11 protein-coding genes are annotated in these 15,836 nt (G+C 50.8%); all 11 read right to left on the bottom strand.

The features are described 5' to 3' along the window. Positions 1-29: 29 nt before the first annotated feature. The 11 genes from I6E40_RS01895 to I6E40_RS01845 all read right to left on the bottom strand — a co-directional run bounded on the left by I6E40_RS01895 (position 30) and on the right by I6E40_RS01845 (position 15,477). A complete protein-coding gene (locus I6E40_RS01895) occupies positions 30-3,863 on the bottom strand; it encodes a beta-N-acetylhexosaminidase (protein ID WP_235385163.1) in 3,834 nt (1,277 codons plus the stop codon). 441 nt (positions 3,864-4,304) lie between these two features. Continuing rightward, positions 4,305-4,991, bottom strand: coding sequence for a zinc metallopeptidase (locus I6E40_RS01890; protein ID WP_235385162.1), 687 nt, complete (start codon positions 4,989-4,991; stop codon positions 4,305-4,307). A gap of 136 nt (positions 4,992-5,127) precedes the next feature. Continuing rightward, entirely contained in the window at positions 5,128-6,000 is an 873-nt protein-coding gene (gene menA / locus I6E40_RS01885) for a 1,4-dihydroxy-2-naphthoate octaprenyltransferase (RefSeq protein WP_235385161.1), read from the bottom strand. Between the two features lie 58 nt (positions 6,001-6,058). Further along, positions 6,059-6,730, bottom strand: a complete 672-nt coding sequence (locus I6E40_RS01880; protein WP_235385160.1) for a hypothetical protein — start codon at positions 6,728-6,730, stop codon at positions 6,059-6,061. A gap of 187 nt (positions 6,731-6,917) precedes the next feature. Continuing rightward, positions 6,918-7,544 (bottom strand): AAA family ATPase, encoded by a 627-nt coding sequence (locus tag I6E40_RS01875; RefSeq protein WP_235385159.1) that lies wholly within the window; start codon positions 7,542-7,544, stop codon positions 6,918-6,920. Positions 7,545-7,603: 59 nt separating this feature from the next. After that, positions 7,604-9,010 carry an MATE family efflux transporter gene (locus I6E40_RS01870; protein WP_235385158.1) on the bottom strand — a complete coding sequence of 469 codons (1,407 nt, stop codon included), beginning with the start codon at positions 9,008-9,010 and terminating at the stop codon, positions 7,604-7,606. A 108-nt stretch (positions 9,011-9,118) separates the two neighbouring features. Continuing rightward, positions 9,119-9,511, bottom strand: a complete 393-nt coding sequence (locus tag I6E40_RS01865) for a 4Fe-4S cluster-binding domain-containing protein (RefSeq protein WP_235385157.1) — start codon at positions 9,509-9,511, stop codon at positions 9,119-9,121. Then, on the bottom strand, positions 9,508-10,056 hold the full coding sequence (locus tag I6E40_RS01860) for a hypothetical protein (RefSeq protein ID WP_235385156.1): 549 nt from the start codon (positions 10,054-10,056) through the stop codon (positions 9,508-9,510). The genes I6E40_RS01865 and I6E40_RS01860 overlap by 4 nt, the downstream gene beginning before the upstream one ends. A gap of 57 nt (positions 10,057-10,113) precedes the next feature. After that, complete coding sequence (locus I6E40_RS01855) at positions 10,114-11,076, bottom strand: agmatine deiminase family protein (protein ID WP_235385155.1); 963 nt, start codon at positions 11,074-11,076, stop codon at positions 10,114-10,116. A 774-nt stretch (positions 11,077-11,850) separates the two neighbouring features. Continuing rightward, positions 11,851-13,380: a 2,3-bisphosphoglycerate-independent phosphoglycerate mutase gene (gpmI, locus tag I6E40_RS01850; RefSeq protein ID WP_235385154.1), complete on the bottom strand. Its 1,530-nt coding sequence runs from the start codon at positions 13,378-13,380 to the stop codon at positions 11,851-11,853. A gap of 63 nt (positions 13,381-13,443) precedes the next feature. Next, positions 13,444-15,477, bottom strand: a complete 2,034-nt coding sequence (locus I6E40_RS01845) for a DUF349 domain-containing protein (RefSeq protein ID WP_235385153.1) — start codon at positions 15,475-15,477, stop codon at positions 13,444-13,446. Positions 15,478-15,836 lie beyond the last annotated feature (359 nt).

The following is a 15,836-nucleotide window of genomic DNA, read 5'->3' as shown; positions in this document are numbered from 1 at the left end:
TTTGGAGGCGAACCTTTCCACACTGGGATTTATTTCTTCAAGACTTTTTTGCCGTTCACGATGTAGAGACCGGGCGTAGTGATGCGAGAGAGTCGGCGTCCCATCAGGTCATAGATGCCACTCTTCTTGCTTTCATCGGGATTCGTGGTGACTTCTCCGATGCCGCTTGATTCGTTGATGTAGGTGATGACCACTTCGTAGTTATCGTTGATGAATCCGTCCAAGTTCTCAGCTCCGCTGATGTTCTGAATGTCGTAGCCCTCAATGACCGGTGTGATGAGGGGGTAGGCTTCTCCGGCGGGGAAGAGTTTTTCGGAGGTGCGGAGCACGTTTCCGTCTTGGTCTATGCAGCGAATCTGGAGTTTGAAGAAGGGTGATGCCCAGATTTCATAGACTTTGATGGGGTGACCGTTGCCGGAGTTCCAGCCCACGAGGTCTCCGTTGGCGACGCCGTCCCAGAACATTCCGTTGGTGCCTGTCACTTTGAAACTTTCACCGTCGCTGTTGAGTGAGAAGTTGAAGGCGTCTCCCGTGGCGGAAGCGGTGGTTGCCGCAGAACGAGCAAGAGCGGGTACGTAGAGTCCGTAGTATTCATTCTTCACCTTGTATTTATCTCCGGACTTTTCGAGCATCCAGACGGCGCCGGGATCAGCGTTCTCAGCGGAAGTGAGTCGGTTGATGTTGTAGGTTCCGGGCACGATGCGGCGGAAACCGGCTCGCGAGCCGTTGTCGGCGGTGCTGGCGTCGTAGAGAGCGTAGCTTCTTTCGTCGTTCAACTTCGTCACAAGTCTTCCCAACTTTTTGATGCCCGTGTAGGCGTTGGTCGCGTAGTACACATAAAACTCAAAGTCAGAAGAAGGAGTGTAGCTGACACCGTCTGCCATTTCTGCACTTTCTTTGGTGTAGTGCGGGATTTCGGGTGTGTACATGGTGAATCTTTCTCCAACGGGCACGGCGTTGTCGATTTCTGCCAGGATGGCTCCTTTTTCATCCACGCAGCGCAGCATGACGTTGTAGGAAGAACGAGTGTAAACGATGAGATATTGATTCTCTTCGCCCATTTCTTCGCTTGAGAAGAAAGACATGTTTTTGAAGGTCGGGCAGAGTTCTTCTGTGATTTCTGTCACGTCGGCAGGTACGGTGCGAGTAAAGGTTCCGAGTTCGTGGTTTTCGTTGTCCATGCAGACGAGAGTGACGACGCGCGCTTCCCTGAAGTTCCATTCAGCGCCTTGGAGACGCGGTGCGTCATAGTCGTCAGCAGTGACGTTAGAGCCGGCGACGATGGTCCCGTCAGTCGTGGGGCTGAGGCTGTAGGTGCCGCTTTGTTTGAATCGGTAGCATTCTTCTGCGGGATTATAGGTCAGTGTGAGAGCTGCGGCGGTGCTTGCGTTCATCTGGACGCGTCGTCCGATTCTTGAAGTGTAGGTCAGTGCGGTTCCGATGAAGCGGTTGGTGGCAACGTTTTTGAGTTTGACGTTTTGCGTTCCGTCTTCGTTGTCTGCGACTTCGGTCACCGTCCACGCGTTGTTGGCGAACGGGTCGGTGGAGTGTTGGAGATAGCGTTGCGTGCCGTCATCGGCGAGTGCGGTGGCTTCATATCCTTCCACGTTGTTGGTGATGAGGTAGGTCTTTCCGACTTCCATTTTCACGAATTCAACGGGTGGCGCAACGGGGTCGTAGTTCTCTTTCGGCGAGAACTCCCAGAGTCCGCCTCGTCCGTCAGCCGGATTTCCGTAAACGTTCACGGCATAGCCCTGTCCGTTCTGTGAGGAGTTCGCATAGAGGTTGGTGAGTGCATCGGAAGTGATGGAGTAGTAATAGTTTTCGTTTACGGGGCCGTAGCCATTGCTTCCGAGGATGAAGTTATAGTGTTTTCCCGTGTTGTCGTAGGACCATCGTCCTCCGGTGCCGTTTGCGGTGGGAGAGGGGTTCACCGAGCCTTCGGGAACGGCTTTGCAGACGAGCGCATATTTTCCGGGGTTGGCGGGGTCTTCCTCCAGACTCCACCACTGGTAGTCGTAGTTCTCATCGGTTTCGGCAGCCTGTGCGTTGGTCCAGACTCTGCCTTCCAGCGCTCCGTTGGCGGAGTAAGTGGCCAGGAGCGGAGAAGTGGCGGAGAGGAGTTCCCAGCAGCGTCCACTTCGCCCGTCGGTGCAACCGGAGACGATGCGATAGTAGTATTTGTCCTCAGCCGTATTGACGTGCGGCATGACCATGGTTTCTTCTTCGGTCATGAAATACTTACAATACTTGTAGTCGTTGTAGTTCAGCAGCACGGTGTCAGCGGTCATGCGGAGTTGGAAGTCCGCCCAGTTTTTGCGTTCCGCCGGTGTCCAGCCTGCTTCGGCGACTGCGAGGAGTCGGGGCAGTGCGAGCCATTCCATGTAGTCTCGGTCGCTGACGTGTTCACACCAGAAAGTGGCTTGCACGCCGTAGTCTGTGGCTGCGGGAACGGTTTGGTTGTAGGTTTTCTTCACGTTGTCAGTTCCGTCGCCGGCTCCGGGCGGGTCTTGTGCCGAGTTGCCCTGTTTGCGGTTGATGTAGTAGGGTCCCCAGGGCGTGTAGATGTTTTTCAGTCCGAGTTGTTGCGCTTTTGCGGCGGCAGCTTCGGGTCCTGTCCAGCAATAGACGAGTGCGTCGGTGGATTTCACGGTTTCCGTGTCCGCATTTCCGGCTGTGATGGCTTCGTTCCAGACGGCGAGTTTGCGTCCTTTGGATTGCACGAAGTCCGCCATTTCTTTGATGAAGTGACTTTGGAGTTGACGGTAGTTTGTCAAGCCGAGTTCAGCATACTTTGCCTGGCAGAGTGCGTTGCCTTCCCAAGCCGTGGTCGGGCATTCGTCGCCACCGATGTGAATGACTTCGTAGGGGAAGATTTCGATGAGTTCAGCGAGAATGTCTTTTGCAAATTGAACGGCTTCGGGATTAGCCACGTTCATGACGTCTGAGGAGATGCCTCCGTCTGACCAAATCGTGTGAGTGGCGTTCGGGCTGCAGCTATATTCCGGATAGGCAGCCATGGCGGCGACGAAGTGTCCCGGCATGTCGATTTCGGGAACGATTTCGATGTGTTGCTTCTTGGCGTAAGCCACGACGTCTTTGATTTCTTCCTGGGTGTAGAAGTAGGGACCGTAGGGCTTGTTAATCCAATATTGCGAACAAGTGTACATGTCGGTGAAGCGTGAGTTCGGGGCGATGCTTCCGACGGTGGTGAGTCGCGGATACTTTTTGATTTCCACGCGCCAGCCTTGGTCGTCGCTGAGGTGCCAGTGGAAGCGGTTCATCTTGTAGTACGCCATCACGTCAATCATTCTTTTCACCTCTTCGACTGTGAAGAAGTGACGTGAGACGTCGAGCATGAAACCTCGATAGTCATAGCGCGGCTCGTCGAGGATGAAGAGTTTCGGGAAGGAGTAGGTGGTGATGGCTTCGTCTCTGACTCCCGCCATGACGTTCGCCGGCAGAATTTTCTTGACGCTTTGGAAGGCATAGTAGAGTCCGAGTGCCGTTTTCGCCGTGATTTGGATGGAAACGCCGTCGGTGGAGGAGATGGTGTAGCCATCTTCGCGGAGGTCGTTTCGTGTGGCGAGTGTCACCTTCATCAGCGCTTCGGCATCGTTTTCAACGGCTGAAACGGTGTAGCCGGTGGCGGCGTTGAAGTCTGCTGCGAAGCGGTTGATTTCTGCCTTCATTTCGTCGTCGAGTTCGACGGAACTGATTTTGAAGTCAGTGGGAAGAGCCACGCTTCCCGGAGCGACCGTCATGGTTTTGGGACGCGGTGTGAGGTTAACGAAAGTCTGCGCCGCTCCTTGAAGCGGAAGAAGCAGAGCCAGTAGGAGTAATCGAATCAGTTTGCTTTGCATAATATTAGATTTTTAGGTTTGTTTCTTAGTAATATGAAAATAATAAGTTGCGTCAGATTTAAATTAGATTTTCGAGGTCAGATTTTCACCCGAAGAAGGAGCATAGCCGTAGTTATGTGACTGATGAGGGAGGAAATATGGACCGAAAAGATTTTCAAAGATGATGCAGGTTATTTTTTGAGGATTACTTAGTCAGACGGTGGCGTGTCGTGTGACTTCTCGCCGTTTGTTTCCGTCCATTGATTGGGCAAAGATAGCACATACGCGCTTTCGGACAAAGTATTTCTCCGTTATCATGTCTTTTAGAGGTGTTTTGTAAAGTTGGGTGAGCCGATTTTTATCTCTCAGAGACTTACAAAAAGACTTACAAAAGGCGAAATGCGCCCCAAACGTAAGCACTTCGTTTTGAACGCTGCTTATGCCATAAACCATAGGCTTTCCTTAGTCATCGTTGGAACTGCCGAGAAATATCATCACGTAGTAGAGCAAAGTGGCGAGGGAGCCGAGTGCTGCCACGACGTAGGTGTAGGCTGCGGCGCGAAGAGCCGCTTCCGCTTTGGGCTGGTCTTGCGGAGAGGTGATGCGTGCTGCGCAAAGCCATCGGCAGGCGCGCTGGGAGGCATCGATTTCAACGGGAAGCGTGACAAAACTGAAGAGCGTGGTCAGGGCAAAGAGGATGATGCCGATGAGGAGGATGGTGGGAAAAACCTCAATGAGGAGTATGCCCGCAAGGAGCACCCACTGCATCCAGTTTGAGGCGATCTGCACTGTAGGCACGAGGGCGGTGCGGAGGGTCAGTGGTCCGTAGGCTGTGGCGTGTTGCACGGCGTGTCCGCATTCGTGGGCTGCCACGGCGGCTGCCGCCACGGAGTTCCCGAAATAGACGGCTTTTGAGAGGTTCACTGTGCCGTTGGCGGGATTGTAGTGGTCTGTGAGGAAGCCTTCTGTGCACGTCACTTGCACGTTCGTGATGCCGTGTTCGCGCAACATTTTCTCCGCCACCTCGCGCCCTGTCATGCCGGAGACGAGGGGTATTTTTGCATAGGCTTTGAACTTCCGGCTCAAGTTGTTTTGTACGATGTAACTGAGGATGACAAACAAGAGAAAGATGAAAAGATAGAGTGGCATGGCTTGATGAGTTTTAGGGGTGTGAAAGAAGAAGAAAATTGCGGCGTTTAGTTTCCCCAGCCGCTTTTTTAGGGGTGTTCTATAAATGAGGTTGAAAACGTAAGCACTTTCTTTTGAACGTTCCTTATCCCGTAATTTATAGTCCCCCCTCAATGCAAAGTGCGATGATGACCAGCAGGGCGAAAGTCAGGATGTTGCGAGCCGTGAAGCCCAACACTCGGTTCAGGGCGCGTCCGCGGTTGATTTCCATCATTTTCCGCCAAGTCAGATAGTGCGGGAGCAGATAGAGCAGGGGCAGGATGGCGCACCAGAGATGACCGTTGAGAGCCGTCAGCGCGATGAGCACGTAGCCCAGAATGCCTTGTCCCAGATAGAGTGCAGAGCCGAAACGCTCTCCGCCCACGACGACGAGCGTTCGTTTCCCGTTTCGCGCGTCTTGTTCGCGGTCTCTGAAGTTGTTGAGCACGAGCAGCGTGTCCGTGACCAAACCGCAGGCGGCTGCCAAGAGCCAGACGGAGGGCGTGAAGGTGTGGTTTTGAACGTAGAAGGTGCCGGCGACGGGCACGAAGCCGAAGAAGAGCCAAACGAGGAGGTCGCCGAGAGCCATGTAGGAAAGCAGGGTGGTGTAGAGGAACGCCCCCGCGAAGCATGCGCCTCCGAGAATCAGCAGCTGCCATCCTCCGTAGGGCAACAGGGCGAGTCCCGTGAAGGCGGCGATGGAGAGGGTGACCGCGATGCCGACCGTCATGGCTTTGGGTGAAATCCATCCTTGCGCACAGGCTCGCTCCGGTCCGAGTCGGTCTTCTCCGTCCGTTCCTTTTTTGAAGTCAAAGAGGTCGTTGATGAAATTGGCAGCAATCTGCATGATGCCCGCAAAGAGGAAGCAGAGCAGGGCAGCCCCCCAGTCGCCTCCTCCTTCGGCGAAGGCGAGCGCCGTGGCGCACCCGACGGGGAGCACGGCGGCGGCAAGTGTCTTGGGACGGGCGGCAAGGAACCAGTAGCGTATCAAAGTTAAGACTGAATTTTTAGGTGAGTAGAATGGTTTGTCGTTCACTTCTTCCTCCTTCTCAGGGCAGGAAGTCCAGGAGCATTTTCAGCGATTCTTCGTCCTTCCAGCTCCAGAAGTGGTTTTGCATGAGCACTTTGAACGGCTGTCTTTGCTCAGGCTTGAGAATCTTCTTGAAACTGCTTTCGTTTGCGGGAATCACTGTTCCCCTGACGTTGAAGAAATATTTGTCCTGCAGCGGTAGCCCCGTGTCTTCGTCGGTGGTTTCGCTGTCCGTGTGGAGGAAGAGCCTCATTTCGGAAATCTCGAAGAAAGGCAGGTTGGCTCCGCCCTCCGTTTCTTCTCTGTAGCGCGCCATATCGACCGTGGTCAGCCGGAGCAGGGTGTTGTAGTCCTTTCTTGCCACGACGCGCGCCATGGCGGAGTCCACTTTCATATATTCAATGGTGTCGTTGAAGATCACGCCGAAGATTCCCTCCGTGTAGGCTTTCATGACCTTGTCTCCATCCATGTAGCAGAGCGAGCCGTCTTTGAGGAAGATGTTGGCTTTGGCTTTTGCGAAGCGTCCGAAGGATTGTTTGATTTTTGCGTCTTGAAATTCCGGAAAGACGAAGACCGTTTTGCTGCGTTTCAGTTGTTGCGCTTGTTGTGCGGCTGCCGGCAGTCCCGTTGTGAAGATCAGGAACAGACAGATCAGGAGTCTCGCCATTTTGCTGAGAACTTTCTTTTTCATTATTATGGAGAGGGTTCTATAAATTATGGAATAAGGAGTGCTCAAAAGGAAGTGATTACGTTTTGGTCGCAGAGTCTTTATGAGTAATTCGTTTCTTAGCGTGTGCTTTTGTAGGTTTCGTCAGTCACACAACTCACTTCACGGACAATATCTCATATCTAAGAAATCAAAACCAACTCAGCCTCATTCATGGAGCACCGCCTTCAAGCTTTTTCAGTGCGAATTGTTTGATGAAGTCCGCTGAGCCTTCCATTCCGAGGATGGAGGAGTTGATGCAGAGGTCGTAGGTGGCGGCTGCTCCCCAGGTGCCGGAGGTGAAGAAGTTGTAGAAGCGGGCTCTTTCCTTGTCCACTTGTTCGATTCTTTCTCGTGCTTTCTGTTCGTTGACGTTCTCATGTTGGCAAACTGCCCGGATTCTGTCGTTCATGTCAGCGGTGACGAAGACGTTCACGCAGCGCGGGAAGTCTCTCAGAACGTAGTCCGCTCCGCGTCCGATGAAGATGCAGGAGTGGTCCGCAGCCGCTTTTCTGATGGCGTCGGCTTGGATGCGGAACAGATTCTCTTCCGAGAGTTCACCGGGATAGAAACTTTCGCTCCCGCCGATGAAGGGAATCATGTTTCCGAGCGTGCGGAGGAATCGGTTTTTTTCGTCGGCGTGTTCGAAAACCTCGGCACAGAGTCCGCTTTCTTTTGCGGCGAGATTGAGAATTTCCCGGTCATAGTATGCGATGTTCAGTTCTTTTTGCAGCAGTCTGCCGATGGCGCGTCCGCCGCTGCCCAGAGAGCGTCCGATGTTGATGACAAAAGGTTCCATTTTGGCGGAGTTTAGTTTGGAAAAGGGGAAGAGTACTTAAGGGGGGATGGGTGTGGGAATCAGTTCCCGACGTTGTTTTCTTTAGGTCCTGCCAAAGGCGTCTTGGCGGTGAGTGTGCGGAATTTCTTCACCTGTTTGAAGAGTAAGACTCCCGCCAGCACCGAGGCGAGACCGTCTGCCAGCGGTGCGGCGTGCCAGAGTCCTTCCAGCGGTTCGTTCCAAAGATGTGGCAGGATGAGGATGGAAGGCACGAGGAAAATCAGCTGACGTGTCAAGGAAAGGAAAATGCTCTTGCCCGCATAGCCAATGCTCTGAAAGAAAGCGGTGGAAACGATTTGCATTCCGACGATGGGGAACATCATCACCAAACAATTCAGTGCGTGGGAAGACATCTCAATCAGTTCCGGAGAACCTTTGGCAAAGAGGGTGGCAAACGGAGTGGAAAAGAACGTTCCGACGCAGAAGCCAATCATCGTGATGGCTGTGCCTGCCACCAAGGCGATTTTCAAAACACCGATGACGCGGTCGTAGTGTCGAGCCCCGAAATTGTAGCCCGCAATGGGTTGCATGCCTTGGTTCAGTCCGATGACGACCATGACGACAAACAAAATCAGGCGATTCGAGATGCCGAACGCCCCCACGGCAGTGTCGCCGCCGTAGGTCGTCAGACTACGGGTCATCAGCGCAGCCACCAGACAGGCACAAAGGTTGATGAGAAACTGCGGCAGACCGACGAGCAGGGATTCCGACACAATTTTCCATTTCAAGTGCAGGATGTTGCGGTTCAGATGGATGAATTCCCGCTTGTCGGAGAAAAGATGGATTTGCCAGAGCAGCATCACCGCCTGAGCCGTGATGGTCGCCAGGGCAGCCCCTTGAATTCCCCAGTTGAGGACGAAGATGAAGATGGGCGCAAGGATGCAGTTCAAAACCACCGTTCCAATCGTTGCCATCATCGCTTTTTGCGGACGGTTTGTGGAGCGCAACATCGCGTTCAGTCCGAGATAGAGGTGAGTCACGACGTTTCCGAGCAGAATGACGGTCATGAAGTCTCGGGCGAACGGCAGCGTCTCGTTGCTTGCGCCGAAGAAACGAAGAATCGGGTTGATGAAGAGCAAAAGAAGCAGACCGAGCCCCACGCCGAGCACGCAATTCATGATGACCACGTTGCCGAGGATGGACTTGGCTGTGTCATAGTCCTTCTGTCCCAGTTTCACGCTCATGAGAGTGGCTGCGCCCACGCCAACCATCGCGCCGAACGCTGCGGTCAGCGACATGATGGGCATGGTGAGCGCCAATCCCATGATGGCTTCCGCGCCCACGCCCTGACCGATGAAGATGCCGTCGATGATGTTGTAAACGCTCGAGGCAGCCATCGCAACGATGGCGGGAATGGCGTAGTGCAAGAGCAGACTCCCCACGGGCTTCTCTGCAAGCACGTTAAATTGATTGGTTTCAGATGACATGTTCTGTTGGTTTTCAAGGGCAAATTTACGAATTTATTCTGTTCTCGTCTGTTGCCCCGCCGTTTACGCGCCGTGGTTGTTACATCTTTTAAGTCTGCTCCGCCCGTTTTATCCCAATTTTGGTTCGATGTCAAATGCTTGAGGCAGTTCCGCTTCACTCATCATTCCATCTACAACAACAGGTTTCCCTTCCTGCTTCCGTTGGTTAATGGATTCCATCAGGTAACGCAGCTCAGACTTTTTGCATGAAATCAATGGCTCACCACCACCGAATGTCACTCCGCCTCCAGTTGCACGGAAATAGAGATCATCCTGCTTCACATGATTGTACAGTTCTTCGGGAGTATATCTCTTCCATACCCCATTTGGAGATAGAGCCTTAGGATTCAGGCAATACTGACATCGTAAAGGGCATCCGTGGAATGCCACAAGTGTTGTCACACCTTCGTCATCCACGCCGATTCGATGCCTGCTAAGTCCTATGAGAACAGATGATTTCACTTGCTTACTTTCTTTCCTTTTACTGTGAAACGCCAAAGTTTTTTGTGAGAGTCATCTTTACCAACAGCTATGCGAAGTGTAGGTTCGTCAAGTTCTATTATTCGTTTCTCTGGAATAACTACAGGGTTTGGGGCAGTTTCCGTAAATGCGCAAACAGCTTCTTCCCATATTTCATTGACGCATTTCACAGGACCGTCAAAGACATTGCCATAATTGTCTTCAACTGTTCTTATGAGAATGCCACCACCAAATTTCTGTTTCTCATTACTTTCAAAAGTCAAGTCAACGCCATAATCATGTATGTACCAACAACCAGCATTAGCATTTCTTGGGTAGGTAATGATCGATTTTTTGTTTATTCTAAGATCATCATAATTAGCACCATAGAAGTAAAACTCAATCTCGTTTATGAAATACTTGTTGCCCTTACTTTTGATGCAATAGTTACCCATAAAGAACTTTGCCAAATTTGGGAACAAGGCATCAAGTTCAGATTCATTCAATAATTTGTGGACTTCAATGAGTCTTTTCATTAATTCTTTCATTGCTGTAATATGTTTTTATTTTTCCTAAAAGTTTTCTCTGAGTATGTCATCTTTCTCTTACTGATAATGAGGACAATCCTTATTGTCTTCAAGACCAGCTAATGGTATTTGTGCACCCTTGCAAAGATTCTTCTGGTAGTTCTCCCTGATCGTCCATGTCAGACAATTCAATGCACCTCCATGTTCCTTAATGAACTCACGCATCTGCACCTGATAGATATGACCATTGTATTCAGGGAATAACTCCTTGTATTGCTTCAAGGCTTCTGCGTCCGTGATGGTATTGCCTATGCCAGGAATGATGATAAAGTCTTGCGTCTGTAGGCAGTTGATATAAGCCCAGCTCAAATCGTCATATTCACTAATCTCCAGTTCGATAACATCAAAATGTTCACTGAGAGCATCGTACATCTGTTCTGCAATTTCCTCGTCATACAATTCAAGGTTAACCAAGACTTTGGGTCGTCCCAACGTATTGTAGCCAACGTATCTAACGATACCATCTGTATGTCCGAAAGTGTCTTCCATGTCCCAAGGGAGCCATACAATAATCAGATTGGGTTCCAGAAATGCGTCTTTGAAAAGCTTTTCTATCTGCTTTTTACAGAGTCGTGGATTCTCAGCTAACACCTTTTCGGTCATAACGACGAATGCCGTTTCATCCAGACAGTCATATCTTATACAGAACACCAAGTTGCCACCATCAAGTATTATAGGTAGGTTTACTATCTTGTATTCTTGCGCGAAAGGACAATGTTTAATTACCTTGTCCACGTCTGTTATATATTTCTTCTTGTCTTGAAGGTAGTCAGGGTAAAAAATGAACTTAACGAACACATCTTCATCCACCTGTACAGGCATGAAATCTCTTACCCAATAGTCTTTTGTGTGGCATACAGCACCATAGCCCTTGTGGTAATTCCACATAATATCGCTAAGTTGTTTGTACAACTCTGGATAATGTGAAATGAACAGACTTGAGAAAATCACATTGGTCTTATCTTTTTCTGGAATAATCATATTGTTTTTTATTAAAATTAAATATGATGATTCGTCGACTAATCACGGTGCAAAGGTACTTCCCGTTGCCTCTCAAAAACAAAATTTTTTCGTTAAATCGGGTTAAGATTTTCTGAGTATTTATTTACTGATTATCAATATATTATATTATGTTTTTATTGTATTTTATTGTTGCTTTTTAGAACCTTGGGAGTCAGATGGTTGAGAGATTCAAGAGTCATCTGTTTAAATCAAAGTTTGCCAAATATAATTTGTTGAAAATTAGGGGTGGGCGCGCTGAACACGCGTGTCTTTGTGGTTGGAGTTGTGAAGTTTGGCCCCCTTTAATTTACGTATAGTGCAGTGTCAAGGTGTGTCCTCAAACAACGATTGCTGTCCGGTGGAAGTTTGGCTGAGACAAACAAAACTTTACCGAACAGCAATGAACTTCAAAAGACATATACCGAACAGCAATGAACTTCAAAAGACTCATATACCGGATTGCGACGAAATCCAAAAGAAACCGCTCGCACCAAAACGGTACGAGCGGGTTTTCATGAAGGGTGGGGAAGGGAAGAAGTCTTAGGGGTTTGGATTTCCGAAGCCTTTCCCAAAAATCTTGTGGCGGTGTATCATAATAGCCAATCTGCTTCGTTGCTATCGGATTCGGGCTTGGTCATGTATTTCAGTACACTCCCTGCGCCCTCATTCTCAGCGCCTTGCATCTTAGCCATTCTGACGCACCTTCAAGGCGGTGTATCCAAAATGTGCATTATGACACAGCGCCTTGTTTTTTCAGTCGGTGATGAGGTTGTTGCCCGTCATCTCCTTCGGCTGCGGCAGTCCCATGATGTGGAGAATGGAGGGTGCCACGTCGGCGAGGACGCCGTCCTTCACCTTGGCGTTTTTGTTCGCGGTGACATAGATGAAGGGCACGGGGTTGAGTGAGTGGGCGGTGTTCGGCGTTCCGTCGGGGTTCACCGCATTGTCGGCGTTGCCGTGGTCGGCGATGATGATGGTCTCATAGCCTGTGGCGTTGGCTGCGGTGACGACTTCTTCGACACACTTGTCCACTGCTGCGACCGCCTTCTCAATGGCTTCATAGACTCCGGTGTGACCGACCATGTCGCCGTTGGCAAAGTTCACGACGATGAAGTCATATTTGTCCTCTTTGATGGCTGCAACGAGTTTGTCTTTCACTTCAAAGGCGGACATTTCGGGCTGGAGATCGTAGGTAGCGACCTTGGGTGATGCCACGAGGATTCGGTCTTCGCCTTCGTAGGGTGCTTCGCGTCCTCCGTTGAAGAAGAAGGTGACGTGGGCGTATTTCTCCGTCTCAGCAGTGTGGAGTTGTTTGAGACCTTTTGAGGAGAGATACTCGCCGAGCGTGTTGTCCACGTTTTCTTTCGGGAAGAGGATGTGTACTCCGGTGAAGGAAGCATCGTAGGGCGTCATGCAGCAGTAGTGCAGCCCCGGGATGGTGGTCATGCCTTCTTCCGGCATGTCTTGCTGGGTGAGCACCACGGTGAGCTCTTTGGCACGGTCATTTCGATAGTTGAAGAAAATGACGGCGTCTCCTTCGCCGATGCGTCCGTCCACGTTGGCATTGACGAGCGGCTCCATGAATTCGTCGGTGTTTTTGTGGTCCTCGCTGTCAGAGTCATAGCATCCTTGCACGCCTTCCACCATGTCAGCGACTTCCTTTCCCTTTCCGTGGACGAGTTGATCGTAGGCAATCTTGACTCTGTTCCATCGTTTGTCGCGGTCCATGGCGTAGAATCGTCCAATGATGGAGGCGATGTGTGCGCCGTTCTCGTCACAGACTTTTTGGAGGTCAGCGATGAATCCTTTTCCGCTTTTCGGGTCGGTGTCGCGGCCGTCCATGAAACAGTGTACGAAGGTGTTGTCAGCAATGCCATATTCCTTTGCAATCTCCACGAGTTTGAAGAGATGGTCCAAGGAAGAGTGTACGCCGCCGGTGGAGGTGAGTCCCATGAGGTGGAGTTTTTTGCCGTTTTGTTTGGCGTAGGTGTAGGCAGCGACGATTTCGGGGTTCGTGAGGATGGAGCCGTCGGCGCAGGCGCGGTTGATTTTGACGAGGTCTTGATAGACGATGCGTCCGGCACCGATGTTGAGGTGACCGACTTCCGAGTTTCCCATCTGACCGTCGGGGAGTCCGACGTTTTCGCCGCAGGCGAGGAGTTGAGAGTTGGGATATTCGGCTTCAAGCTTGTCCATGAACGGAGTGGGAGTCTCAAAGATGACATCGCTGTGGGAATGATTGCCGATTCCCCAGCCGTCAAGTATCATGAGAAGTGCTTTCATTTTTCTAATACTGTGTTTTGTGTTGAAACGATATATATATTAATGTGTAAACTCAACGCTTTTTCATTCTTGTCCGGCGGCAGCCTCTTTGACTGCTTTCATCTTTTCAATGATTTCAGCGGCTTCCTGTTTCAGTCGCTCAATCTTCTTTTCAATGTCAGCCACGATGGAGTTTCCTTTTTTGGAAGAGGAGCGGAAGAAGGTGAGGTTGGTCTCGTAGTTCTTGACTTCCTGCTTCTTAGCCTCGAGTGCGTTTTGCAGACGTGTGAGTTCGCGTGCAAGTTCAGAGCCTTCTTTCTCGGCAGCCTTCTTGCGGAAGGAATCCATGCGGCGTCGTCCGGCAGTCTCGTGGAGCGCATCGTAGATTTTGTCGCAGAGTTCGCGATAGCGGCGGTACATTTTCTCCTTCTTGTTGTAGGGGACGTGACCGATTTCACTCCAGCGTGCTTGTAAGTCGCGCACGGCTTGCAGTTGGTTTTCGACGGGTTCTTCTGCGATTTGTGCGAGTTCGGAGATGACGGCTTTTTTCAGTTCAAGGTTGGCTTCTTCTTCCTTGCGTTGTCCGGCAGTGGCTTCGTTCTTTTTCTCGAAGAAGAAGTTACAAGCCTCGTTGAAACGTTTCCAGATGTTGTCGGAGACTTTGTGAGCCACGGGACCGATGGTTTTCCATTCCTTCTGGAGTTCCACAAACTTTGCGGTGGTGGCACCCCAGTCTGTGCTCTCCTTCAGTGCTTCCGCTTTTTCGATGAGTGCGGTTTTGGCAGCGAGGTTGGCGGCGAGTTTCTCTCGGTTTGCTTTGAACCAGGCAGTTTTTGCTTGGAAGAAGCGGTCGCAGGCAGTGCGGAAGCGTTCGAAAATCTCCGCGTTCACTTTTCGAGGAGTGAAGCCGATGGTTTTCCATTCGCTCTGCAAGTCCATGACTTCGCGTGTTCCCTGTTCCCAAGCGGCGTGATTGCTGTAGGCTTCCAAGTCAATGGCTTCAGCCTTTTCGCAGAGTGCGGTCTTGAGACGCAGGTTTTCTTCTTCGCGTGCTTTCAGGTTTTCAAAGTGTTCTTGGTGACGTTTGTTCACCACGGTGGAAGCTTCTTTGAAGCGTTTCCAGATTTCTTCTCTCAGTTCTTTGGAAACGGGACCTGTCTCACGGAACTCCTGATGAAGTTTTTGGAGTTGGTGGAAGGCAGAGATGACGTCCTCCGTGTCAGCGAGTTTCTCGGCGGCTTCGCAGAGGTGGGTTTTGATTTCAAGGTTCTTTTTGAAATCATAGGCTCTCATCTCGTGGTTGAGGTGGAGCTGGTCGTAGAACTGTTCGACGTAGAGTTGATAGTTCTTCCAAAGTTCGGTGGCGTTTTCAGCCGGCACGACTTTGATTTCTTTCCATTCGTTTCGGAGGTTGCTGAACTCTTCAAAGCCTTTGTCGGCTGCTTCGGGTGAAGCGGCGAGTTCTTTCAGACGCTCAATGATTTGCTGTTTGCGTTCCAGATTCTTTTGTTTTTCAGCTTCCAGTTCGCGTGCGGCTTGGTTTCGCATTTCTCGGATGAGCGCATATTGCGCCTTGAAGTCCTCTTCGGTGGGGTCTGCGGGCGGCATGAAAGCTTCGGCTTCGCCTCCGCCTTCGAGGAATGCTTCGCGAGCGGCGAGCACTTCGGCGTTGTGGTAGCGATAGTAGAGCATTTTCAAGCGTTCCAACTCTTGGCGCTCCACGTTTTCTTTATCATAGACAATGTTTTTCAGTCTTTCGATGACTTCTTGTTTGTTGGCAGGAAGCGGGGCGGAGGCATCGGCACCTTCTCCCATTTCTTCAGCTTCTTCGGCGCCTTCCGCTTCGAGAGTGGCGGGAGCGTCTTCAGCCGGTGCTGCTTCTTCAGCAGTTTCGGGTGTGGCGGCTTCGCATTTCACTTCTTCAGCCGGTGCTGCCTCTTTTTCGGGCACTTCTTCAGCGGAAGTTTCTTTTACTTCCGGTTCGGGTGCGCTGGTTTCGGGTGCTTCGGCAGCAACGGCATTTTCCAACTTTTCTTCTGCTTCTGCGGGGGCAGGCGCAGCTTCGGGGGCAGAGGCTGTTGCGTCTGCCGCTCCGGCGAGGTTCTTGATTTCGTCCATAACAGGTTTTTGGATGAGGGTCTATGTCATTTTCTCTCCCGAAGAGTTTTTTGGGACCTATAAATTATGGAATAAGGAGCGCTCAAAAGAAAGTTTATGTTTTGGTTAGTTTCTTCGCGCGCCCTTTTGTCAGTCTCGTCAGTCACATAGTTCGCTATGCTCCTTCCTTTAGTGACAAAGGTGCATCTTTAAGAAAACTCCACTCCAGCTAATTTATAGAATCCCTCTTTTGGGGAGAGATGACGCACTTTAAATCACGCAAATGAAGTGCTTTTAAGAAAAATGACCAAGTTTTCGGGGCGAAAACTTAGTCATTCCGTATGTTTTTGCTGATTTGAGTCGTGTTTTGGGGTCTTCTT

Source organism: Prevotellamassilia timonensis, assembly GCF_021531665.1.
In the GTDB taxonomy this organism is placed as follows: Bacteria; Bacteroidota; Bacteroidia; order Bacteroidales; family Bacteroidaceae; genus Alloprevotella.
Note: the sequence above shows the minus strand (reverse complement) of the source record. Positions and strands in the feature narration are given on the sequence as shown.